General features: G+C 73.1%; 19 protein-coding genes, 1 pseudogene and 1 riboswitch. Of the genes and pseudogenes, 11 read left to right on the forward strand and 9 right to left on the reverse strand.

Features of this window, described 5'->3' with window-relative positions; all coding sequences use genetic code 11:
• Positions 1–10 precede the first annotated feature (10 nt).
• Positions 11–409, reverse strand: coding sequence for a VOC family protein (locus tag ACIBN2_RS02175; protein WP_399132180.1), 399 nt, complete (start codon positions 407–409; stop codon positions 11–13).
• A gap of 123 nt (positions 410–532) precedes the next feature.
• Here ACIBN2_RS02175 and ACIBN2_RS02180 point away from each other — a divergent pair, with 123 nt between their 5' ends.
• The gene (locus tag ACIBN2_RS02180; protein WP_399132181.1) at positions 533–1,567 is read left to right on the forward strand and encodes a helix-turn-helix transcriptional regulator; all 1,035 of its coding nucleotides are present in this window, start codon (positions 533–535) and stop codon (positions 1,565–1,567) included.
• 5 nt (positions 1,568–1,572) lie between these two features.
• Here ACIBN2_RS02180 and ACIBN2_RS02185 read toward each other — a convergent pair whose 3' ends face one another.
• Positions 1,573–2,010, reverse strand: a complete 438-nt coding sequence (locus ACIBN2_RS02185; RefSeq protein ID WP_399132182.1) for a VOC family protein — start codon at positions 2,008–2,010, stop codon at positions 1,573–1,575.
• 124 nt (positions 2,011–2,134) lie between these two features.
• Here ACIBN2_RS02185 and ACIBN2_RS02190 point away from each other — a divergent pair, with 124 nt between their 5' ends.
• Positions 2,135–2,782, forward strand: a complete 648-nt coding sequence (locus ACIBN2_RS02190) for a DinB family protein (RefSeq protein WP_399132183.1) — start codon at positions 2,135–2,137, stop codon at positions 2,780–2,782.
• Here the strand turns inward: ACIBN2_RS02190 and ACIBN2_RS02195 are convergent.
• The 3 genes from ACIBN2_RS02195 to ACIBN2_RS02205 all read right to left on the reverse strand — a co-directional run bounded on the left by ACIBN2_RS02195 (position 2,744) and on the right by ACIBN2_RS02205 (position 6,080).
• Entirely contained in the window at positions 2,744–3,493 is a 750-nt protein-coding gene (locus ACIBN2_RS02195) for a LuxR C-terminal-related transcriptional regulator (RefSeq protein WP_399132865.1), read from the reverse strand. The genes ACIBN2_RS02190 and ACIBN2_RS02195 overlap by 39 nt on opposite strands.
• A gap of 183 nt (positions 3,494–3,676) precedes the next feature.
• A complete protein-coding gene (locus ACIBN2_RS02200) occupies positions 3,677–5,305 on the reverse strand; it encodes an NlpC/P60 family protein (RefSeq protein ID WP_399132184.1) in 1,629 nt (542 codons plus the stop codon).
• Between the two features lie 8 nt (positions 5,306–5,313).
• Positions 5,314–5,486, reverse strand: a riboswitch (cyclic di-AMP (ydaO/yuaA leader).
• Positions 5,487–5,675: 189 nt separating this feature from the next.
• Positions 5,676–6,080, reverse strand: a complete 405-nt coding sequence (locus ACIBN2_RS02205; protein ID WP_399132185.1) for a DUF5997 family protein — start codon at positions 6,078–6,080, stop codon at positions 5,676–5,678.
• A 106-nt stretch (positions 6,081–6,186) separates the two neighbouring features.
• Between ACIBN2_RS02205 and ACIBN2_RS02210 the strand changes: the two genes are divergently transcribed.
• From ACIBN2_RS02210 to ACIBN2_RS02225, 4 genes are all read left to right on the forward strand, one after another.
• The gene (locus ACIBN2_RS02210; RefSeq protein ID WP_399132186.1) at positions 6,187–6,948 is read left to right on the forward strand and encodes a LysR family transcriptional regulator substrate-binding protein; all 762 of its coding nucleotides are present in this window, start codon (positions 6,187–6,189) and stop codon (positions 6,946–6,948) included.
• A gap of 72 nt (positions 6,949–7,020) precedes the next feature.
• A complete protein-coding gene (locus ACIBN2_RS02215) occupies positions 7,021–7,860 on the forward strand; it encodes a hypothetical protein (protein WP_399132187.1) in 840 nt (279 codons plus the stop codon).
• Between the two features lie 47 nt (positions 7,861–7,907).
• Positions 7,908–8,948, forward strand: a complete 1,041-nt coding sequence (locus ACIBN2_RS02220; protein ID WP_399132188.1) for a permease — start codon at positions 7,908–7,910, stop codon at positions 8,946–8,948.
• Complete coding sequence (locus tag ACIBN2_RS02225; RefSeq protein ID WP_399132189.1) at positions 8,945–9,673, forward strand: TIGR03943 family putative permease subunit; 729 nt, start codon at positions 8,945–8,947, stop codon at positions 9,671–9,673. The genes ACIBN2_RS02220 and ACIBN2_RS02225 overlap by 4 nt, the downstream gene beginning before the upstream one ends.
• Positions 9,674–9,691: 18 nt before the next feature.
• On the opposite strand, the pseudogene ACIBN2_RS02230 reads toward ACIBN2_RS02225, so the two are convergent.
• Positions 9,692–10,688, reverse strand: a pseudogene (locus tag ACIBN2_RS02230) (glutamine synthetase beta-grasp domain-containing protein).
• A gap of 121 nt (positions 10,689–10,809) precedes the next feature.
• Here ACIBN2_RS02230 and ACIBN2_RS02235 point away from each other — a divergent pair.
• Together ACIBN2_RS02235 and ACIBN2_RS02240 are read left to right on the forward strand one after the other, a co-directional pair.
• Positions 10,810–13,398: an ATP-binding protein gene (locus ACIBN2_RS02235; protein WP_399132190.1), complete on the forward strand. Its 2,589-nt coding sequence runs from the start codon at positions 10,810–10,812 to the stop codon at positions 13,396–13,398.
• 117 nt (positions 13,399–13,515) lie between these two features.
• Positions 13,516–14,904 carry an FAD-binding oxidoreductase gene (locus tag ACIBN2_RS02240; RefSeq protein ID WP_399132191.1) on the forward strand — a complete coding sequence of 463 codons (1,389 nt, stop codon included), beginning with the start codon at positions 13,516–13,518 and terminating at the stop codon, positions 14,902–14,904.
• A 57-nt stretch (positions 14,905–14,961) separates the two neighbouring features.
• Here the strand turns inward: ACIBN2_RS02240 and ACIBN2_RS02245 are convergent, their stop codons facing one another.
• Entirely contained in the window at positions 14,962–18,045 is a 3,084-nt protein-coding gene (locus ACIBN2_RS02245; protein ID WP_399132192.1) for a carboxyl transferase domain-containing protein, read from the reverse strand.
• 79 nt (positions 18,046–18,124) lie between these two features.
• On the opposite strand from ACIBN2_RS02245, the gene ACIBN2_RS02250 reads away from it, so the two are divergent.
• Positions 18,125–18,796 (forward strand): TetR/AcrR family transcriptional regulator, encoded by a 672-nt coding sequence (locus tag ACIBN2_RS02250; protein WP_399132193.1) that lies wholly within the window; start codon positions 18,125–18,127, stop codon positions 18,794–18,796.
• On the opposite strand, the gene ACIBN2_RS02255 is transcribed toward ACIBN2_RS02250, so the two are convergent.
• Both ACIBN2_RS02255 and ACIBN2_RS02260 read right to left on the reverse strand, forming a co-directional pair.
• Positions 18,760–19,455 (reverse strand): HAD family hydrolase, encoded by a 696-nt coding sequence (locus tag ACIBN2_RS02255; protein WP_399132194.1) that lies wholly within the window; start codon positions 19,453–19,455, stop codon positions 18,760–18,762. The genes ACIBN2_RS02250 and ACIBN2_RS02255 overlap by 37 nt on opposite strands.
• Positions 19,456–19,474: 19 nt before the next feature.
• Positions 19,475–19,951, reverse strand: a complete 477-nt coding sequence (locus ACIBN2_RS02260; protein WP_399132195.1) for an Lrp/AsnC family transcriptional regulator — start codon at positions 19,949–19,951, stop codon at positions 19,475–19,477.
• A gap of 195 nt (positions 19,952–20,146) precedes the next feature.
• On the opposite strand from ACIBN2_RS02260, the gene ACIBN2_RS02265 reads away from it, so the two are divergent.
• Together ACIBN2_RS02265 and ACIBN2_RS02270 are read left to right on the forward strand one after the other, a co-directional pair.
• The gene (locus tag ACIBN2_RS02265; RefSeq protein WP_399132196.1) at positions 20,147–21,637 is read left to right on the forward strand and encodes an FUSC family protein; all 1,491 of its coding nucleotides are present in this window, start codon (positions 20,147–20,149) and stop codon (positions 21,635–21,637) included.
• A 133-nt stretch (positions 21,638–21,770) separates the two neighbouring features.
• Positions 21,771–22,805: a lactonase family protein gene (locus tag ACIBN2_RS02270; RefSeq protein ID WP_399132197.1), complete on the forward strand. Its 1,035-nt coding sequence runs from the start codon at positions 21,771–21,773 to the stop codon at positions 22,803–22,805.
• Positions 22,806–22,872: the final 67 nt, after the last annotated feature.

A 22,872-nucleotide genomic window follows, 5' to 3' on the forward strand; every position in this document is an offset into this window, starting at 1 on the left:
GTGCGTGGCGTCAGCGTGCGAACTTCTCGATGGCCGCCGGGGTGACGGGGGTGAAGAAGTTGACGAGGTTGCCGTCGGGGTCGCGGAACAGCAGCGATCGGTTGCCCCAGGGCATCGTGGTGGGCTCGGTGACGAAGTCGGTCACGAAACCCGTCAGGTTCCGGTGAACGCGGTCCACGTCGTCGACGAGGAACTCGGTGATCACGCTGTGGTTGTCGGCCGGGCGGGCGGAGTCCGGGGCGAACAGCGGGACGGTGCGGGTGCCGGCGATCGCGAGGGTGGCGCCCGCGGTCCTGAGTTCGGCGAAGTCCTCGGTGGCCCACGTGGCCCGCGCCCCTGTGGCCCGCTCGTAGAACTCGACGAGGCGCGCGACGTCGCCGGTGATGATGCGGATCGAGACGAAGTCCATGGAAATCTCCTTGGCGGTGCTGGGTCGTGCTGCATTGCGCCGGGCTGTGCCGGAGGCGCGCACTCCGCAGGCTAGGAGAAATAGAGGACAGAAACGGTCCTGTATTCGGGCTAGGCTGCGCACATGCCTCGACCCACCGGCCGCGTGCTGACACTCCTGGAGCTGCTGCAGTCGGGCGGCACCCGGACGGTGGCCGAACTCGCCGAGCGGCTCGGCGTCGAAGGACGCACCGTGCGGCGGTACGTGGACCATCTGATCGACCTGGACGTGCCCGTGGAATCGGTGCGCGGCCGCTACGGCGGGTACCGCCTCGCCCCCGGGTACCGCCTGCCTCCGCTCATGCTCAGCGACGACGAGGCGCTGGCCGTGCTGCTCGGTCTGGTCGCCGGCCGCCGAGCAGGGTTGGCGACGACGCAGCACACGGCGAGCGAGACGGCATCGGCGAAGATCCGGCGGGTGCTGCCCAGGCACGTCGCCCGCCGGCTCGACACACTCCTGGAGGCTCTCGCCTTCACGGATCAACCCGGTGAGTACGAGACCCCGGACGCCGAGGTCCTGCTCACCCTCGCCGACGCGGTGCACCACCGCCGGCCGGTCTCGATCCGCTACACCGACCGCGACGGCCGGCGCAGCGAACGGACCCTGCACGCGTACGGGATCGTCGCCCATGCGGGCCGGTGGTACGTCACGGGCCAGGACGCCCGGATCGGTGAGGACCGGACCCTCCGGCTCGATCGCATCGCGGACGCGAGGGCCCTGCCCGGCTCGTTCGAAGCGCCCGCCGGCCCCGGTCCGGCCGAGCGGGTGCTCACGGCGTTCGCCACGGCCGAGTACCGGCACCAGGTGATCTTGCGGATCCACGGGACGGTCGGGCAGATCCGCGCCCACCTTCCGGCGAGCGTCGCGACCCTGGAGGAGCACGCGCCCGGGGCGGCCGAGGACCGGGCGGCCGAGGACCGGGTGGCCGAGGAGCAGGGGGCCGAGGACCAGGCGGCCGAGCGCTGGCTGCGTGCCGAGCTTCGGGTGGAGCGGCTCGACTGGCTGCCTCCGGTGCTCGCCGCGCTAGACCGGCCGTTCGTCATCGAGTGCCCCGACGAACTGCGCGACCTCGTCATCGCGCTCGCCGATCGCCTCACGTCCTCAGCCCGCCGAGCCTGACAGCGTCAGTCGCCCGACACCGTCTGCCCGCCCCACTCCTCCGGAGCGACGTCCGCGAGGGTCTCCGAGAAGGTCCACTGGTGACCGGCCGGGTCCTCGGCCGTGTACTGGCGTTCCCCGTACTCGAAGTCGGTCGGCTCCATGACGATCCGCGCACCGTGTTCCCGGGCCCGCGCGCAGTGGGCGCGCACGTCGTCCACCCGTACCGTCACGGAGTGCGTGACCTCGCCGGGACGCGGGGGCCGGCGGTCCCCGTGCGTGTCCCCGACGATCACGGCCCCGTCACCGAAGGCGAGTTGGGCGCGGTGGGCCTCGCCGATCCGCACCCGCTCCGCGAACCCGAAGGCCGCGCCGAGCCACGCGACCGCCGCGCGCACGTCGGGATAGATCAGGACCGGGATCACGGTCGCCGAGGGGATGGAGCGGTTCGGCTTCAGGTTCATGGCCGGCTCCCTGACATCGTTTATCGAGAGGCGGTTCGCCTGCCGGTCGTGCCAGGTTAGCCCGTCGGTTCGCACCGCCGCCGTGCATTCTTCGTACGCCGCCGAGTTCGCCAGGGGAGCCTCAGTGACCACATCTCGCCTCGGGCCGTTGCTGGACCAGTTCGACTTCGCCTGTCAGCGGCTGGCCGCCCGTATGGCCGGGCCGGGGATGGACAGCGGTGACGGGGCGGACACCGAGGCCGGGCCGCTGACCGGCGCGGAGTACCTCTGGGAGCCGGTGCCGGAGTGCTGGTCGGTGCGGCGGCGGGTGGACGGGCCCGGCGCGCGTGCCACGCATCTGGCGGGCAGCGCCGAGGGAGCGTGGGGCCGCGACGCCGCGCCGTACCCGCACCCGTGGCCGCCGCCCTTCACCACCATCGCGTGGCGCCTGAGCCACCTCAGCGAAATGCTGTTCCTCCGCGCCGACCACACCGCGGGAGGCCACCGCCTCACCCGGGACGACTACCTCATCAGCGGCGACGTGGCGGCGGCCGTCGCCGCCTTCGACACCGGCGTCACGGCCTGGCGCACGGCGCTGCAGAGTGCCGGCGACGCGGCGCTCGACACGATCGGCCACTGCACCTATCCGCACGGCAGCGACCCGGAAGAGCCGTTCGTCGACATCGTGTGGTGGGTCAACCAGGAAGTCCTGCACCACGGTGCGGAGATCGCCCTGCTGCGGGACCTGTACCGCTCACGGCGTGGGGATCAGACCCAGCCGCTGGGCCCGTAGCACCGTGCTGATGCGATCCCGTGTGCCGAGCTTGCGGTAGATCTTCTCGACGTGCTTGTGCACCGTCCGGTCCGAGATGCCGAGCCGGCGGCCGATCGCGGCGGCGGTCAGGGCGTCGGCGAGCAGGAGCAGCACGGTCAGTTCGCGGGGTGTGAGGGCGCAGTCCGCGGCCCGTTCCCGGGCGGGGCCCGGGACGGCCGACCGCTGCAAGTGCTCCAGGAGCTGCCGCTGCTGCTCGACCGCCGCCAGCAGCGGCTGCACCTGCTCGGCCGCGCGGACCTGGTCGTCGGTGAAGTCCGTACCGGAGCGGTAGACCATGCACCCCGTGATCGGCGTCGTCGTCCGGGGCAGCGGAATCGCCAGCACATGGCCCGCGTCCAGGACGTCACCGATCAGGCGCGCGGTCGGGCTCGCCGACCAGGCGGCGCCGGCGGCCCGGCGCGCGGTGAGGGGCGTTCTGTCGGGGCCGGCCGCGTAGTGGCGCGCGAACGGATACCCCGCGCGCAGCAGGCCCAGATCCTCGGCCCCGAGCCCGTCGAACGCGGCGGCGACAGCGGGCGGCATGCCCACCGTGCCCTCGCTCTCGTTCCAGTCGTCGAGCTTGTAGATCAGTGTCTCGCCGCCGCACACCCCTGGCAGCGCGCCGGCCAGCAACGGCCAAAGCCGCCCGGGATCACGTTCGTTGAGCGCGTCGACGGCCACCGACAGCATCCGCTCGTGTGCCGAACCCCGCGCCTGTCCCACGTGCCTCTCCACTCGTCCGCCGCCTACGCAGTTGTACCCATACCGGCGGCACCCTGCGCTGCCCGAGACTGCAACGGGCAACCGCGACGATCTCAGATCCTCTCACCGTGCGGGCCGCCGGAGCGGGGGACCGGCGGCCCGCAGCATGTTCTACGCGGGGCGCACGGCGATCCGGATGGCCGCCTCCCCGGCGTTGTGGATGGACTCCTCGCGGATGACCGAACCGGGGCCGGGCGCGTGGATCATCATGCCGTTGCCGGTGTACAGCCCGACGTGGCTGAAGTTGTCGTGGAAGAAGATCAGGTCTCCGGGGCGGCTCTCGGCCAGCGGGATCACCGTGCCGGTGCGCGCCTGCTCGGACGTGCTCCGCGGCAGCGCGACCCCGGCGCCCTTCCACGCGGCCTGGGTGAGGCCCGCGTTGTCGTACGACTCCGGTCCGACCGCACCCCACAGGCACGGCCTGCCGATCTGCGCGCGGGCGAAGGCGACGGCCCGGTCGGCCTTGGTACCGACGGGCGTTTCGACGGCCGGGATGCCGGTGTCCAGGACGGTGGGTTGTTGCATCCGCCATGCCTCGTCGGCCGTGGAGATGCCCGTGTCGAGCACGGTCGGCTGCCGCATCCGCCAGTCCTCCACGGCCGGTACGCCCGTGTCCAGGACGCTGGGCTGCTGCAGCCGTGTTCGCCACGCCTCATCGGCCAGAGGCACGCCGGTGTCGAGGACGGTGGGTTGCTGCATCCGCCACGTCTCGTCGGACGTAGGGATGCCGGTGTCGAGGACGCTGGGCTGCTGCATCCGCCACGTCTCACTGGCCGTGGAGATGCCTGTGTCGAGGACGCTGGGCTGCTGCATCCGCCACGTCTCACTGGCCGTGGAGATGCCCGTGTCGAGCACGGTCGGCTGCCGCATCCGCCAGTCCTCCACGGCCGGTACGCCCGTGTCCAGGACGCTCGGCTGCTGCAACCGCCACGCCTCTTCGGCCGCACGGTGGATCTGCTCGGCCGGGTCCTGCCATGTCGGCAGCGCCTGGGGCTGGGCGGCCGTCAGCGGGGCCACGGACGTCTGCCGGGCGGTGTACCGGTACAGCAGGTCGCTGGCCGCCGCGATCTTGCGCTGGTTCGCCTGCTTGGAGCGGCGCAGCACCACCTGCCTCGGCTCCGGCTGGGCCCCGGGCTGGGCCGCGGTCTCCTGGCGCTGAGCGGGCACGGCGGGCAGCACGGCCGTCGGACCGGCCGTCAGCTCCGCCACGGGGCGCCGGCGGGGCTCTGCGGCGGGCAGTTCGAGCACGGGCCGGGCGGGCGCCTCCAGCTCACGGGCGGCGCCCGCGGCACGCGACTCGGCGGGCCGCTCGGGCCGCTCGGGCCTCTCGGGCCTCTCGGGACGGGGCGACGTGGTGCGCTGGGCGGGCATCCGGTCGGTCGGCAGGGTCGCCGGAACCGTCGGGCCCAGTGACGAGCGCGCGCCCTGGAACCACTGCCGGGCGATGTTGTCCAGGTCCGGATCCGAACTCCGGCCACCGCCCGCCGCGGCGCCGCGGCCCCGGCGCACCGACTGGGCCCGGGTGATGTTGTGGAGGCCGGTGTCGCTCTCGGCCCGGTCGTACAGGCTGCTCACCCGCTGCCGGACGTCCTCGCGGCTGGGGCCCTCGTCCGCCGCCTTCGGCGCGGCGTCGGCGGTCTGTGAGAACAGCGCCACCGAGGTGAGGGCGGCGGTCGCGAGAGCGGAGTTGCGCATTCCGGGGCCGAGGCCTCCGGGGCGCGACGATCGTTCCGGCGCCATGGGTGCCGTACTCCTTCCGTACTCCGCCTACCGAGTTAGCTGTCGGGTTCGGGCGTCGATCCGGAAGGTATGCCCTACGGCCTTTGCCCTGGTGGGCGGTTGGGCCGATTCACCCCATCGTTCGGTCGGGTCCCCGGCTCCGGCTGCCGCGAAGGCGCACCGGACTCGGCGGAGGCCGCACGTCCCGGCGGGGCGCCGGAGGAACTCGTGCGGCCTACTGCCAAACTAGCCAACTTGTGCGGCTCGTGTGAAGGTTGAGGGGCGTAATGTCCGATACGCTTTTGTGACCTTCGTCGTGACGTTCCGTCAGATACGTGCTTCGTGCACACAGCGGGTGCGGAAGGCGACGTTCCGTCGCGGACGGGCGGGGTCAGGACCGGCCGGACTCGCTCCGGGACGCGCGCTCGGCGTTGCGCTTCTTGATCCGCGCGCCCTCCTTGCGGACCTCGGCCTGCGTCGCGCGCTCCTTCTGCAGCCACTCGGGCTGCTCCTGCTTCAGGGCGTCGATCTGCTCGGTGGTGAGCGCCTCGGTGACGCCGCCGCGTGCGAGGCCCGCGATGGAGACGCCCAGCTTCTCCGCGACCACCGGACGGGGGTGCGGGCCGTCGGCCCGCAGCTCGCGCAGCCACTCGGGCGGATCGGCCTGCAACCGGTCGAGCTCGGCCCGCGAGACGTCACCCTCCCGGAACTCGGCGGGGGTGGCCTCGAGGTACACACCCAGCTTCTTCGCCGCGGTCGCGGGCTTCATCGTCTGGGTGCTCTGGTGCGGCTTCATGAGGTCCAGGGTATCGAGCGGCGACGAGGGCTCCGACCACGGCCGGTGATGCGGCTCCGACCACGGCCGGTGATCAGGCACCGGCCGCGGCCGGTAGCCTTGCAGCGTGACAGGCTCGGAGGAATCCCCCACGTTCCGGCTCGCGTACGTTCCGGGGGCGACGCCCGCCAAGTGGGCGCGGATCTGGAACGAGCGACTGCCCGAGATCCCGCTGACCCTCCTGGCCGTACCGGCCGCCGAGGTCTCCGAGGTGCTGCGCGCCGGTGGCGCCGACGCCGCACTCGTACGGCTGCCGGTCGACCGTACGCACTTCAGCGCCATCCCCCTCTACACCGAGACGACGGTCGTCGTGGTCCCCAAGGATCACCTGATCACGGCCGTGGACGAGGTGACCGTGGACGACCTCGCGGAGGAGGTTCTCTTCCACCCGCTGGACGACGTCTTCGAGTGGGACCGGCCGCCGGGCGAGCCCGCCTTCGAGCGCCCCGCCACCACGGAGGACGCCGTCGAGCTCGTCGCCGCCGGGGTCGGCCTCCTGATCGTCCCGCAGTCGCTGGCGCGCCTGCACCACCGCAAGGACCTCGTGTACCGGCCGGTCGTGGACGCCCCCCAGTCCGGCGTCGCCCTGGCATGGCCGGAGGAGGCGACCACGGACATGGTCGAGGACTTCATCGGCATCGTCCGCGGCCGTACGGTCAACAGCTCCCGGGGCCGCAAGGCGGAAGCGCCGGAGCCGAAGGCGAAGACGGGCGCGAAGGCCGGTGACCGGCCCACGCGTAGTGGCGCAAAAACGACGGCACGCAACCCCAGGGGCAAATCCGACGTCTCCAAGGGCGCCAAGCGCAGGAAGCCCCGCCGCCGGGCGTAGCCCTCGGGTGGGGTGGCGTGGCCCTGTGCCGCACGGGTCACCTTCACCCTCTCAGGGGGAGTCTTGCTTCGCATGGGGGAGCGCTGCGAGGACAGCGCCGCGGACGAGCTGCGTACCGACGAGGTACGTGCCGACCAACCGCACGCCGACGAGCCGTCGGGCGCCCCGGCCGACCGCCGGGGACGCGCACGGCTGCGTACCGCACTGTGGCGGTCGGCGTCCTTCGCCGTGCGCACGCTGCGCGGCGAGTGGCACGGCATCGTGGTCGATCCGGTACGCCGGCTCATGCGGCGTGGGCTGTCCGGACTGACGCTGGCGTTCGTGGCCGCCCTCGGAGTGATCTTCTTCCACGCGCTGGCGCAGCATCCCGCCGGTGCGACGGCGGTGCGGATCCTCGGCGGCGTCAACGCCGACCTGCCGCTGTGGCTCGCCCTGCTGCGCACGCCGGTGTCCCTGTACGTCCCGGCCCTCGACCTGCCCGTCTGGGCGGGCATCACACAGCTGTTCCTCGCCTTCGCGCTGGCCGAACTCATCCTCGGCCGGACCAGGACGCTCGTCGTCTCGTATGCGACGACACTGGCCGGCACCCTGATGGTGCGCGTGATGATCGCGCTCGGGGCCGGGTGGGGCGGGCTCGGACTGCCGCCCGGGATCGGGCGGGTGCTGGACACCGGGCCGTCCGCCGCGGTCGTGGGCCTGTTCACCTACGTCGCCGTCGTCCGGCGCGCTCCCGTCCTCTTCGCCCTCACCAGCGGATCCATGGTGTGGGAATCGGTCGCCGTGCCCAACCTGGCCGGCCGTGAGCACCTGATAGCGATAGGCGTCGCCATCGTGCTGGCCCTGCGGGGTCAAACCCGTTCCCGGTCCCGTTCATCGATCGGTCTCCGGCGGCGTGTGCGCTCCGTGAAGTAGTCGGATCTGGCTTATCTTCGCCACGAAATCCGACATCCGGAGTAAATATGCAAAAGACGGATGCGCTGGTTGATGTGGTGGAGGAGACGGCGCTCGTCGCACCTCCCTGCCCGCCGGAGCGCCGCGCCACCGTACGACCCCTGCTCATCGGCATCGCCGTCGTCGGGGCCGCGGGCCTGGCCGCGGCCCTCGCGCTCACCGGCGCCGGCTGGCTGAACCGGCCCGCCGTCGCGGCCTGGCGCACGGTCTGCCTGGCCATCACCGTCCAGGCGCTGCCCTTCCTGCTCCTCGGCACGGTCCTGTCGGGGGCGATCAACGCCTTCGTGCCGGCCGACCTGTTCACCCGGATCCTGCCCCGGCGCCCCGCGCTCGCCGTACCGGTGGCCGGTGTCGCGGGAGCCGTCCTGCCGGGCTGCGAGTGCGCCTCGGTGCCGGTCGCGAACAGTCTGATCCGGCGCGGCGTCACCCCCGCCGCGGCCTTCGCCTTCCTCCTGTCCGCCCCCGCGATCAACCCGATCGTGCTGACCGCCACGGCGGTCGCCTTCCCCGGCAACCCCGCCATGGTCGCCGCCCGCCTGCTCGCGTCCCTCCTCACGGCCGCCGCGATGGGCTGGCTGTGGCTCTGGCTGGGGCGTGCGGAGTGGCTGCGGCAGACCGCCCGGCACACGGGCCACCAGCCGGGGCACAGCCGCTGGACGGAGTTCCGCCTCGGCTTCCGGCACGACTTCCTCCAGGCCGGCGGGTTCCTGGTGCTGGGCGCCATGGCGGCGGCCACGTTCAACGTCGCCGTGCCGCGCTCCGTCCTCGACACCTTCTCCGGCTCGCCCTGGCTGTCGGTGCTCTTCCTGGCCGGGCTCGCCGTCCTGCTCGCCGTCTGCTCGGAGGCCGACGCCTTCGTCGCCGCGTCGCTCACCGGCTTCTCGCCCACCGCGCGGCTGGTGTTCATGGTGGTCGGCCCCATGGTCGACCTGAAGCTGATCGCCCTTCAGGCGGGCACGTTCGGGCGGGGCTTCGCGCTCCGCTTCTCCACCGCGACCACGCTCGTGGCCGTCGTCGCGAGCGCCCTGATCGGAGGCGCACTGCTGTGAGACGCCACGTCCAGGCCGCCCTGCTGGTCCTGACCGGCCTCGGCCTGCTGCACGCCTCCCTCTTCACCGACCTCTGCCTGCGCTACGTCAAGGAGGGCCAGCGCCCCCTCCTGATCGCCTCCGGAGCGCTGCTCGTGCTGCTGGGCCTGGCGGGAGCGGTCCTGGACCGTGCGGAGGCCGTGGACGACGGCCACGCACACGGCCACGACCACTCCGCCGTCCCCCGCGTCGCCTGGCTGCTCTTCCTGCCCGTCCTCAGCCTGCTCTTCCACGCCCCGCCCGCCCTCGGCGCCTACACGGCCTCACGCACGCACGACAAGGCCGTCAAGCGGGAGCAGCACTTCGACCCGCTGCCCGCGACCAGCCCCCTGCCGATGACCCTCTCGGACTTCACGGCCCGGGTCCAGCAGGACCCGAAGCAGGCGATCAGAAGCCGCAGCATCCGGATGACCGGCTTCGTCACCCCGGCCGGCCCGGGCGGCGGCTGGTACCTGACCCGGATCATCTTCACCTGCTGCGCGGCCGACTCCCAGTCGGTCAAGGTCCGCGTCTTCGGCATCCCCGCCCCACCCGCCGACACCTGGCTGGCCGTCGACGGAACCTGGCACCCCGGCGGCACCCTCGGCACGAAGTCCGCCCCGGCGGCCCTGGACGTCCACCACACCGAGCGCATCGCCCCACCGGTCAACGCCTACACGGACGACCTTCCGCTGACGCCGTCCTGACGCGGCCGTACACCGAGGTCACACGTCGTAATACAGCTCGAACTCATGCGGATGGGGCCGCAGTTGCAGCGGTGCGATCTCGTGGGTGCGCTTGAGGCCGATCCAGGTCGCGATATGCCGTCCAGGCCCGCGAGGAGTATCGCCGAGAAGGCCAGGTACGGGTTGCAGGACGGGTCCGGGGCGCGGAACTCCAGACGCTTGGGAGTTCACCGTCGGGTTGGTGAACGCCAGCAGTGACGGGGCGTGCCTGAGCAGGCCGCCGATGTAGTGGCGGGCGGACTCCGACAGGCCGGCGTAGCCCTCCTCGCCGTAGAAGAGCGGGCTGCCGCCCTGAGCCGTTGTCGCCGAAGATCGGCCTGGGCATGAAGGTGGCCGTCCTGCCGCCTCGCCAGGCGACGTTCTTGACGATGTACTTGTAGAGCTGCAGGTCGTCGGCGGCGTGCAGCAGCGTGTTGAACCGGTAGTTGATCTCGGCCCGGCCCGCGGTGCCCACCTCGTGGTGCTGCTTCTCGACGAGGATGCCGCACTTGATGAGTTCGAGGGTCATCTCGGCGCGCAGGTCGGCGAAGTGGTCGACCGGCGGGACGGGGAAGTAGCCGCCCTTGCAGCGGACATTGTAGCCCCGGTTGTCCTGGAGCGCACCGGTGTTCCAGGCGCCCGCCTCGGAGTCGACGTGGTACGACGCCTCGTTCGTCCGTGTCTCGAACCGGGCGCTGTCGAAGACGTAGAACTCCGCCTCCGGGCCGAAGTACGCGAGGTCCGCGATGCCCGTGGACACCAGGTACGTCTCCGCCTTCCTCGCCACGTTGCGCGGGTCGCGGCTGTCGGACTCGTGGATGGCCTGGAAGCCGCGGATCGACGAACCGTCGAACGCCAGTTCCTCGTCCGGGTCGAAGATCTCCACCGGCACCGTGAAGTGCTGCATGATCCCCGGCAGATCGCAGAAGCGGACGTCCACGAGCCTCACGTCCTCGTCCGCGATGAACTTCCGTGTTTCCTCGGCGTTCTGGAACATCCCGATCACCGTCCATGAGGCGGGGGGCCCCGTGCCGTGCTGAGCACTGCAGGCACGGGGTGGGGGCCGTGGAAGCGTGCTGCCACGGACAGAGCGGGCGCCCGATGGCACAATCGGTCACGTGGACCGGGGGATCCTCGAGCGCGAGCCCGAGCTGACACTGCTGGCCACGGCCGCACGGGAGGCGGCGGACGGGGCCGGGTCGGTGGTGCTCGTCTTCGGCGAGGCCGGAATCGGCAAGTCGAGCCTGGTGAGAGCCATGCCCGACCGGCTGCCGCCGCAGGCCCGCGTGCTCGTCGGGCAGTGCGACGACCTCGCCACCCGGCGACCGCTCGGCCCCTTCCGCGACCTCGTCGGCAGCGTCGGCGCCGAGCTGGCCCGGGCGGTCACCGAGGGCGGCGACCGCCAGCGCGTCTACGAGGCCCTGCACGGAGAGCTGGCCGTGACTCCGCACCCCGCAGTACTCGTCGTCGAGGACGTGCACTGGGCCGACGAGGCGTCCCTGGACGCCCTGCGCTTCCTGGTGCGGCGCATGGAGCGGCTGCCCGCCCTGCTCGTGCTCACCTACCGCGACGACGAGCTCAGCCGCGGACACCCCCTGCGCCACCTCCTCGGTCAGGTGTCCCGCGCGCCCCGTGTGCACCGGCTGCCCCTGGCCCGGCTGTCCCTGGACGCGGTCCGCACCCTCAGCAAGGCCGGCGGGCTCGACCCGGCGCAGGTCTACGCGGTCACGTCCGGGAACCCCTTCTTCGTCGCCGAGGTCGTCGCGGCCGGCGGCACCGGGGGAGTGCCCCCGACCGTCGTCGAGGCCGTGCTCGCCCGGCTGCGCGGACTGGACCCGGCCACCGTGGACGCGCTGGAGCAGCTCGCCGTCGTTCCCTCGGCCGTGGAACGCCCGCTGGTCGACGCGCTGCTCCCGCCGGGGGTGGCGGCCCTGGCGGCGGCCGAGCAGCGCGGGCTGCTGGCCGTGACACCGGAGCGGGTGGCGTTCCGGCACGAGCTGATCCGGCGGGCGGTCGTCGACCCCGTGCCCACCGCCCGGCGCATCGAGCTCAACCGCAACGTCCTCGCGGCCCTCGTCGCCCGCCCCGGCGCCGACGCCGCCCGCATCGTCCACCACGCGGCGCAGGCCGGCGACCAGGACGCCATCGCACGCTACGGGCCCGACGCGGCCCGCGACGCCGCCTCGGCCGGCTCCCATCGCGAGGCCGCCGCCCAGCTCGGGCTCGTCCTGCAGCAACGCCACCGCTACGCGCCGCCCGACCTCGCCGACCTGCTCGAACGCTTCGCGGTGGAGAGCTACACGATCGCCGACTCGGCCGCCGCCGTCGCCGCCCAGCGCGAGGCCGTCGCCCTGCGCCGCTCGCTCGGCGACATCCCCGCCCTCGGCGCCGACCTGCGCTGGCTCTCCCGCATCCACTGGTGGGCCGGCGACGCGGACGAGGCCCAGTACGCCGCCCGCGAGGCCGTGACCGTCCTGGAGCACGCCGGCGACGACCGGCTGCTGGCCCTGGCCGTCAGCAACATCGCCCAGCTGCGGATGCTGGCCGACCGCTATCCCGAGGCCGTCGCACACGCCGAGCGCGCGATCACCCTGGCGCGGAAGACCGAGGACACGGCGATCCTCTCGCACGCCCTCAACAACGTCGGCACCGCCCGCTGGCGCGCCGGCGACCCCGAAGGGCGCAAGCAGCTGGAGGAGAGCCTCGACGTCGCGCTCGCGGCCGGCGAGGTCGAGCACGCCTGCCGCGCCTACGCCAACCTCATCTGGACCCTGCTCGACCACCTCGAGTACGCCGAGGCCGACCGCTATCTGCCCCCGGCCATGGACCTCGCCGACCGCGCCGAGCACCTCGGCTTCCTGACCTACCTCCACGTCGAACTGGCCATACGCCGGCTCGCCGCCGCCGACTGGGAGGACGCCGAACGGCACGCCGAGTTCGGCATCCACGACTTCCTGCCCGCGCGCTCCCCGGCGCTGACCGTCCTCGCCCGGGTGCGCACCCGCACCGGCCGCCCCGGCGCCGGCGATCTCCTCGCCGAGGCCCAGGAGATCGCCGTCCGCACCCGCGAGCTCCAGCGGACCGGCCCCGTCGCGGCCGCGCTCGCGGAGGCCGCCTGGCTGCGCGGTGACCACGCCGCCGTCGTAGAGGCCGTCACCCCCGTCCACGCCCAGGCCCGCGACCTGCCCGGCGTCCCCTACCGCGCCGAGCTGGGCTACTGGCTCACCCGAGCCGGCCACCCGGTCCGGCTCGAGGACTGCGACCACCCGTACGCGCTCCAGGTCCGCGGCCACTGGCGGGAGGCGGCCGCGCGCTGGCAGACGGCCGGCTGCCCCTACGAGCACGCCGCCGCCGTCGCGGAGAGCCCGCACCCCGCCGACAAGATCGAGGCGCTCGCCGAGCTCGACGCCCTGGGTGCCGAGCCGCTGGCCCGGCTGATCCGCGCCGAGCTGCGTGAGCTGGGCGTCAAGCGCATCCCGCGCGGCCCCGTCGCCGCGACCCGCGGCAACCCCGCGAACCTCACCGAACGCCAGCTCCAGGTCATGCGGCTGCTCGCGCAGGGCCTGACCAACGCCGAGATCGCCGCCCGGCTCGTCGTCTCCGTGCGTACCGTCGACAACCACGTCCGCGCGGTCCTGGACAAGCTGGACGCGCCCACCCGCCGCCACGTCGCCGACCGCGCCGCGGAGCTCGGACTCCTCCCCTGACCCGAAACGTAGGTAACCGCCGGGCCCGAGCTAGGTGACGGCCACGGATGCCGGTACCCGCGCAACACGAGTAGAACGTGCGGATCGGCCCTTCTCCGAACAAACGGGGGATATCGCATGTCCAGTACACCTGCCCAGGCCGCCCGCAGCGAACTCTCCGGCATCAACGGCGAGTTGATCGGACCCGAGGATCCGGGCTACGACCAGGCCCGCGCCGTCTACAACGCGATGATCGACCGGCGCCCCGCGCTCGTCGCACGCTGCGCCGACGCCGATGCCGTCGCCCGCGTGATCGGCTTCGCCCGCGCCCACGACCTGCCGCTCGCCGTCCGCGGCGGCGGCCACCACGGTGCCGGCATGGGCACCGTCGACGGGGGAGTGGTCGCCGACCTCTCACCCCTGAAGGACATCCAGGTCGACCCCGCCGCCCGCACCGTCCGCGTCGGCGGTGGCTGCGTGTGGGGTGAGGTCGACCGCGCCACCAACCCGCACGGCCTCGCCACGCCCAGCGGCATCGTCTCCACCACCGGCGTCGGGGGCATCGCCACCGGCGGCGGACTCGGCCACCTCACCCGCAAGTGCGGACTGACCATCGACAACATGCTCTCCGCCGACGTCGTCCTCGCCGACGGACGCCAGGTGCGCGCGAGCGCCGACGAGAACACCGACCTGTTCTGGGCGATCCGCGGCGGCGGCGGCAACTTCGGCGTCGCCACCTCCTTCCTGTTCCGCCTGCACGAGATCGGCACGGTCGTCGCCGGACCGACCTTCTGGCCCGTCGAGATCAGCGCCGAAGTCCTCTCCGCCTACCGGGACTTCCTGCCGAACGCGCCCCGCGAACTCAACGCCTTCTTCCTCCACGGCACCGTCCCGCCCGCCCCGCCGTTTCCCGAGGAGATCCAGCTGCGCAAGACGGCCGGCGTCGTCTGGTGCTACGCGGGCAACGACCCCGAGGCGGCCGCACGCGGGATGGCCCCGCTGCTCGACGCCCTGCCGGAGCCGATGCTGCACTTCGTCGCACCGATGCCGCACCCGGACCTGCAGTCCATGTTCGACGGGCTCTACCCGCCCGGCCACCAGTGGTACTGGCGCGCCGACTTCGTCGAGGAGATCCCCGACGAGGCCGTAGAACTCCACGCCAAGTTCGGCTCCGAGGTACCGACCGTGCAGTCGACGATGCACCTCTACCCGATCGACGGAGCCGCCCACGACGTCGGCCCCGACGAGACCCCCTGGGGCTACCGCGGCGCCCGCTGGTCGACCGTCTATGCCGGAGTCGACCCCGACCCGGCCAACGCCGAGCTGATCAAACGGTGGGCGGTCGACTACTCCGAGGCCCTGCACCCCTACTCGGCGGGCGGCGCCTACGTGAACATGATGATGGACGAGGGCCAGGAACGCGTCCGCGCCAGCTACGGCTCCAACTACCAGCGGCTGGCCCGGATCAAGGCCGAACTCGACCCCGACAACGTCTTCCGGCTCAACCAGAACATCCGGCCCAGCTGACGGGCCCGACCGGAAGCAGCCGTAACCACCAAGTGGCCTACGGAGCAGGCGCCTTGCTCACCAGGCGTCGATGAACGGACGATGCCCCGGGCGGGGGACGGGGCATCGCTCCAAAGCCGCGACCACCCAGTCCCGCGACCCGGCCGGGTCGATGACCGCGTCGATCTCCAGCGCGGCCGCCGTGTTGACCGCCTTCCCGCGTTCGTACAACTCGGCGACCCGCTCCTCGAAGACACGAGCACGCTCGGCCGGGTCCGCGATCGCCTCCAGCTCCTTGCGGTAGCCGAGCCGCACCGCGCCCTCCAGGCCCATTCCGCCGAACTCGCCGCTCGGCCAGGCGGCCGTGGCCAGGGGAGTCCGCGTCGAGCCGCCCATCATGGCCATCGCCCCCAGCCCGTACGCCTTGCGCAGCACCAGACTCACCAGCGGCACCCGCAGGTTGGCGCCGGTGACGAAGAGCCGCGCGAAGTGCCGTACGGTGGCGGTCCGTTCGGCCTCGGGGCCGACCATGAACCCCGGGGTGTCGCACAGCGAGACCACCGGCAGCCCGAAGGCGTCGCACAACTGCAGGAAGCGGGCCGCCTTGTCGGCCGCGTCCCGGTCGATCGCCCCGCCCAGATGCGCCGGGTTGCTCGCCAGCAGGCCCAACGGCCGCCCCTCGACGCGCACCAGAAACGTCAGGACGCCGACGCCGAACGCGGGCCGCAGTTCCAGCACCGATCCCGTGTCCGCGAGCCCCGCGACGGCCGTCCGCATGTCGTACGCACGCCGCCGGTTCTCCGGCACGACCTGCCGCAGCAGCCGCCGGTCCGGCGCCTCCCAACTGCCCTGCGTGCCCTGGAAGTACGACAGGTACCGCCGTGCGACCCGCACCGCCTCCGCCTCGTCGTCGACGGCGATGTCCACGACTCCGTTGGGCACCTGCACCGACAGCGGCCCCACCTCCTCGGGCCGGTACACGCCCAGCCCGCCGCCCTCGATCATCGCGGGCCCGCCCATCCCGATCGTCGCGTCCGGCGTGGCGATCACGACGTCGCAGCAGCCGAGCAGCGCAGCATTGCCCGCGAAGCACCGCCCCGAGGCGATGCCGACCAGCGGGACGAGCCCACTGAGCCGCCCCATCCGCTGGAAGGTGGTCACGTCGAGACCCGCCACGGACGTGGTGTCGGTGTCCCCGGGCCGCCCACCGCCGCCCTCCGCGAACAGCACGACGGGCAGCCGCCGTTCCTCGGCGATCTCCAGCATCCGGTCGGTCTTGCGGTGGTTCTGCAGGCCCTGGGTACCGGCCAGGACGGTGTAGTCGTACGACATCGCCACGCACGGCTCACCGCCCACCCGCCCGGTGCCGCAGACCAGGCCGTCCGCGGGCGTAGACCGGATCAGGTCGTCCAGGGAGCGGCGCCTGCGCTGCGCGGCGATCGCGAGGGCGCCGAGCTCGGTGAACGAGCCCGCGTCGCACAGGTCCTCGATGTTCTCGCGGGCGGTGCGCCGGCCGAGCGCATGCCGTTGGGCGACCGCCTCCGGCCGGTTCTCGTCCAGCCCGAAGGAGTGCCGGTGCACCATGTCGGCGAGGTCCGCGCGCACGGCGTCCGGATCGACCGGCTCCACCTCGGGCCCGTCCTCCTGCGCTCCGGTGACGCCGTCCAGGACGGCCAGCGCCGAGCCCTCACCGACCGTCTGGCCCAGGCGCGCGGGCAGCAGCCGTACCACTCCGGAGCCGGGAGCGTGCACCACGTGCTCCATCTTCATGGCCTCCAGGACCAGCAACTGCTGTCCGGCACGCACCTGTTCACCGGGCGAGACGTCGACGGAGACGACGGTGCCGCCGAGTGGCGCGTGAACCGTGCCGTCCGCCGCCGCGGCTTCCGGTGCGCCCTGCTCGATGACCTCCGTACGCCTCCAGAACCCCGGCCGCGCGAGAACGTCCCGCAGCAACGGAATCCCCGTGCGCACCCCCTCCACGCCGAACTCGCCCAGCGCCCGCCTCACCCGTGTGACGGCCGCCTCGACCCCGCCGTTCGGCACGTGCGCGATCACCTTCGCGAGCAGCGGGTCGTACCGCGACCCGACGTCGCTCCCGGCCCGCACGGCGGTGTCGACCCGTACCCCGGGCCCGGTCGGCACGTCGAAGCGCGTGATCCGTCCGGTCGACCCGGCGTTGACCCGTGCCTGCACGGCGAACCCGCGCGGCGGGACGGGCGGCCCCGACAGCCCCAGCTCGTCCAGCGTGGCTCCGGCGGCGAGGCGCAGTTGCACGGCGACCAGGTCCAGTCCCGTCACCTCCTCGGTGACCGTGTGCTCCACCTGGAGGCGCGGGTTGGCCTCGATGAAGTGGAACCGGTCGTCCAGGACGAGGAATTCGAAGGTGACCAGGCTCGAACAGGGAACGGCCCGGGCCAGCCGCAGCGCACTGTCCAGGATCTTCTCCCGTACCGGCTCCGGGAGTTCGGGCGCGGGCGCGATCTCGATCAGCTTCTGATGGCGCCGCTGGGCACTGCAGTCCCGGTCCCACAGATGCGTGACGGCTCCCGTGGCGTCCCCGACGACCTGGACCTCCACATGCCGGGCACCCTCCAGCAGCCGTTCCGCGTACAACTCACTCCGGCCGAAGCCCTGTTGCGCCTCGGAAGCGCACCGCTCCCACGCCTCGTCCAGTTCCTCGGGCCGCCGCACGACCCGCATGCCGCGCCCGCCGCCCCCGCCGACCGCCTTGATCATCACCGGGCCCCGGGCGGCGAACGCGCGCGCCTCCTCCAGCCCGCCGTGCGTCCCGGGCAGCACCGGAACTCCGGTGGCGACGGCGAGTTCACGGGCCCGTGTCTTGTCCCCGAAGGCGTCCAGCACCTCCGGAGCGGGCCCGACGAAGGTGACACCGGCGGCCAGGCACCGTCGCGCGAAGTCCGCGTCCTCGCTCAGGAAGCCGTAACCGGGGTGCAGGAAGGAGCAGCCGGCAGCGGAGGCGGCCTCGATCAGCGCACCCGCGTCGAGGTAACTGCCCAACGGTACGGCCTCGTCGGCCAGTCGGACATGCGCGTCGTCGCCCTCGGCATACACCGCGACCGAGCGCAGCCCCGCCTCCGACGCGGCCCGCAGGACCCGTACGGCGATCTCTCCGCGGTTGGCGACGAGTACGGCACTCATGCGTGGGCCTTTCCAGGACGTCGTCGACCGGCCTCGCCATGTTCATTGACATTGACGTCAACGTCAATACGCTCCCCGCATGGCACGCACGCACAAGGCATGGGCGGTCCGCACCGCCCGCGACCGTACCGAGGCCCCGGCCCGCGCCCGGCTCCTGGACGCGGCCGAGGCCGTCTTCGCGCGGCTCGGGCTCGGCCCGGCCACCGTCGCCGACATCACTGCCCAGGCCGGGGTCTCCCGGGCCGGCTTCTACGTCTACTTCGCCTCCAAGGAGGAGATCTTCCGCGTCCTCGCGGTGCGCGTACGGGACGCCTTCCTCGCCGCGCAGGAGGTGCCGGGCGTCGACAGCGACGACACACTCGCCGTCGCCGAGGCGTCCGTCGGCGCCTTCATCGCCGCCTGCGCCCGCCACCAGCCGCTGCTCGTCCTGCTGGAGCAGCAGGCCCGCACCGACCCGGACGTACGGCAGCTGTGGGAGGAGATCCGCGAACGGCCCGTCCGTCGTCACGCCCGCTACATCCGCCGCCTCGCCGACCGGGGCCAGGCGTCCCCGGTCGCGGAACCGCTCGCCGTGGCGCGCGCGGTGGGTGGCATGTGCGCCGAGTTCGCCCGCCGGGTCGCCGCGCGGCCCGACACATACGACGCCGCCGTACGCGATGTGACCGTCATGTACCTGCACCTGCTCGGAGCCGGAACGTCCCGAACCTCGCGGGATCAGGAGGAACGGGCCGAGCGCACGAGCCAGTCGTAGGCACCGCGCGCCGTGAACTCCACCTGTCCGCCGCGCAGCAGCAGACCCGCGGTGGCGAACTCCGGGGCACCGGCCTGCCCGGCGACGTACGGGATTGCGATGCAGCGCATACCGGCGGCGTGCGCGGCGGCGGCACCGGGCACGGCGTCCTCCAGGACCACGCAGTCGGCCGGGGCCGCCCCGAGGCGGCGGGCCGCCTCCAGGAAGACGTCCGGGGCGGGCTTGCCGCGCGGGACCTCCTCGGCCGAGACGACGGTGCGGAGGTACGCGTTGAGGCCGGTGCCCGCCAGGATCGCCTCGATCGCCTCCGGCGACGAACCGGAGGCCACGGCCATCGGCACGCCGTCCGTCGCGAGCAGCTCCACGAACTTCCGCATCTGCGGGTACGCGCGCGTGGCCGTGCGGGCCAGCTCCAGATAGCGGCGGTCGGTGTCGGCGAGCAGTTCCTCGGCGGAGGCCGCCAGACCGTACTCCCGCTTCCACAGGGCGGCCGTCTCCTGCGTGCTGACGCCGACGTACCGCTCGTGCTCGGCCCAGGTGAAGTCCGGGACGCCATGCTCGGCGAGGGTCCGGCGGCCCGCCTCGTAGTAGTTGGGTTCGCTGTCCACGAGCGTTCCGTCGAGATCGAAGATGACCGCGGTGTCGCCGAGCCTGCTCATGGCCCCAGCATGGCAAAGGTCACTTGCGCGCCGCGCGGCCGATCGACTCGACCAGCGGCAGCAGCCGCTGCGGGACGCGCTCGCGCAGGGCCACCTCGGAGCGGGTGCGGACGACGCCGGGCAGACTGATCAGCTTCTGGATCACGTCCTCCAGATGCTCGTTGTCGCGGGCCACGACCCGGGTCAGCAGATCGCCGCCGCCCGTGATCGAGAAGGCCTCGACGATCTCCGGCACCGCGGCCAGCGCGTCCCCCACGTCGTCCAGATTGCCCTGCGTCACCTCGATGTGCACGAACGCCAGCACCGGATGACCGAGCGCGGCCGGCGAGAGCGTCGGGCCCGTGCCGGTGATCACACCGTCCCGCTCCAGCCGGTCGAGGCGCGCCTGAAGCGTGCCGCGGGCGACCCCGAGGATGCGGGCGTACTCGCGCACGCTGGTGCGCGGCTGCTCCATCAGCAACCGCAGGATGCGGGTGTCCAGCTCGTCGACGGCCATGGCGCCCGGCCCCCTCTCGTGTGGTCCGATGGCTCGCCCGTGGACGCTCCCGGACCGGTATCACTGTGCCAACGGCCCAGCATAATTCAGTCCGCTTGAGCCAGCAGCAGGTCAGATGCTGCAATGTGGGTGTCGATGGCGCTGCGGAACCCCGCGGCGCCTTTTTCATGCCGTGGCTCGAGGGGCGGGAAGCAGTTGCTGAAGAGGGTGTTCGTGGCTCCGGACCCGGGGCGGATGCGGCTGCGCTTCGCCGCCCGTGCCGTCCTCGGCATCGGCCTCGCGGTCGTCGTCTGCGGTCTGGCCGGACTCTCCCTCGTCGGCACCGTCATCGGCGGCCTGGCCGCGCTGCTCGCCCTGTTCACCGTCGCCGACGCCACGGTTCGCGGGCAGGCCGTCACCACCGCGCTGCTGCCCGCCGTCGGCCTCCCGGTGCTCGCCGCCGCGGCCGTCCTGCACGACTTCCCGGTGGCCCGCGACCTCACCTTCCTCGCGATCACCGGCGCCGGTGTGTATGCGCGCCGCTGGGGCCCGCGGGGGCACAGCCTCGGCGTGTTCGCGTTCATGACCTTCTTCATGGCCCAGTTCCTGCACGCGACCACCGACCAGCTGCCCGAGCTGTACGCCGCCGTCGTCCTGTCCCTGCTCACCACCTCGGCCGTGCGCTTCGGCCTGTGGTGCTACGAGGCCCAGCTGCCCCCGGCGCCCGTGCCCGCCCCGGTGGCCGGCAGCGGCCTCGCCCGCGCCACCACGCGCCAGGCCGTCCAGGCCACCGCCGGCGCGGGCTTCGCCCTGGTCGTGGGCCAGCTGGTGTCCGGACAGCGCTGGTACTGGGCCGTCGGCGCCACCTGGTGGGTCTTCGTGAACACCGCCTCGCGCGGCGAGACCCTGGTGCGCGGCTTCCGCCGGGTCCTCGGCACGGTGATCGGCATCGGCCTGGGCGTGCTGATCGCCGTTCCTCTGCAGGGAGCCGGGGCCGCCTCGGCCGCACTCCTCGCCGCCTGCGTCTTCGGCATCTTCTACACGGCAGCGGTGTCCTACACCTGGATGATGCTCTGCGTCACGCTTCTCGCCGAGCTCCTCTACGGCCTGCTGGGGGTGCTCACCCCCGCTCTGCTGGCTCTGCGCATGGCCGAGACCGCCGTCGGCGCGCTCGGCGCCGCGCTCGCCGTGCTCTTCGTGCTGCCCGTCACCACGCACGCCGTCACCCACGCCTGGATCCAGCGCGCGCTGCGTTGCGTCCACGCGACCACGGCCGAGGCCGCCGCGCGGCTGGCCGGCTCCGCGGACGCCGACCCCGCGCGCCGGACCGCGGAACTGGAGCTGCTGCTCGGCCGGGTCCGGGTGTCGGTCGCACCCCTGGTCCACCCGCTCAACCCGATGCTCGGCCGCAAGCGGCGCGCCCGCCAGGTGCTGGCCCTGCTCGACGACTGCGCCCGCGAGACCCGCGGCCTGGTCGCCGTCGCAGCCGACCCGGAGGCATCCCACGACGCGCGCCTGGCTGCCGCCTGCTGGCGCGTGGAGGCGGCCGTCGAGGCCCTCACGGGCGACGGCGACCGCGTCACGCCCACCCCGCAGGTGCCCGCGACGGAGCCCGCCCTGGCCCACCTGCACGGCCTGGAACGAGCCCTCGCGGAGCTGGCCGCCCCCTTGCGGACACCGTCGGGCTCGCCGCTCGTCGGAGCGTGACGCCGTCCGCCGGATCGCGGTCGGGCTGTGGTTACCAGGTCGTCCTCGCGGAGTCGGCGGCCCGATGTGGTCTAGACCGCAGATGATCGACTGCTAACGTCGCCCCGAGGCACAGGACCGAGAGGGGACAGCGGTGACAGATGGCGGCGGGCGGCGACGGCGGGCCTTCATCGGGTCGTTCACGGCGGCCGGCGGGCCCGGGATCGTGACGGCGGCCGTGGCCGCGGACGGCGGCGCGCTGACGGCCCTGAGCCGCGTGGATTCCGTGGCGGACCCGTCCTACCTGGCGCTTGCGCCCGGCGGGCAGATCCTCTACGCGGTCAGCGAGACCGCCGAGGGCGCGGTGGCCGCGTTCCGGGTGACGGGCGAGCGGCCGGTCAAGGCCGGAACGCCGGTCCCGGTCGGCGGCGACAGCCCCACGCATCTGAGCGTCCACGACGGCCACGTCCTGACCGCCAACTACGGCTCCGGCAGCGTCACCACCGTGCCCGTCCGCGCCGACGGCACGCTCGCGGGCGCCGCCTCCGACGTCCTGCGGCACAAGGGCTCCGGTCCGCACACCCTCCGCCAGCAGGGCCCGCACGCCCACCAGGTGCAGCCGGACCCCAGCGGCCGCTGGATCGTCAGCGTCGACCTCGGCACGGACTCGGTCCGCGTGTGCACGCTGGCCGGGAGCCGCCTCGAAGTCCGCCGGGAGGTCGCCCTGCGGCCCGGCTCCGGACCGCGTCACCTGGCCTTCCACCCGGACGGCACGCGCGCGTACGTGCTCGGCGAGCTGACGCCGACCGTCACCGTCTGCCGCTGGGACGCCGCCGCCGGCCTGCTGGAACCGCTGACCGTCGGGCAGGTGCTGTCCGGCGTCCCGTCCGGCGACGCCTTCCCGTCCGGCATCGTCGCCTCCCCGGACGGCCGCTTCGTGTGGACCGCCACCCGCGGCGAGGACGTCCTGTCCACCTTCGCCGTCGAGGGCGACGAGCTGCGGCTGGTCGGCACGGTGCCCTGCGGCGGCAAGTGGCCCCGCGCGATCGCCGAGTCCGCAGGATTCCTCTACGTCGCCAACGAGCGCTCCGGCGAGGTGGCCTGGTTCGCAATCGACCCGGACACGGGCCTGCCGCGCTACGAGGGTGCGCTCGGCGTCCCCGCCGCGTCCTGCGTGATCTTCGGCTGAACGGGGGCGACCGGCGCCGCGCACGCCTGAAGGGCCCGCTCCCGGCCGGGGAGCGGGCCCTTCTGTG

The sequence above is a fragment of the Streptomyces sp. NPDC050534 genome, from assembly GCF_044457745.1.
Taxonomy (GTDB): Bacteria; Actinomycetota; Actinomycetes; order Streptomycetales; family Streptomycetaceae; genus Streptomyces.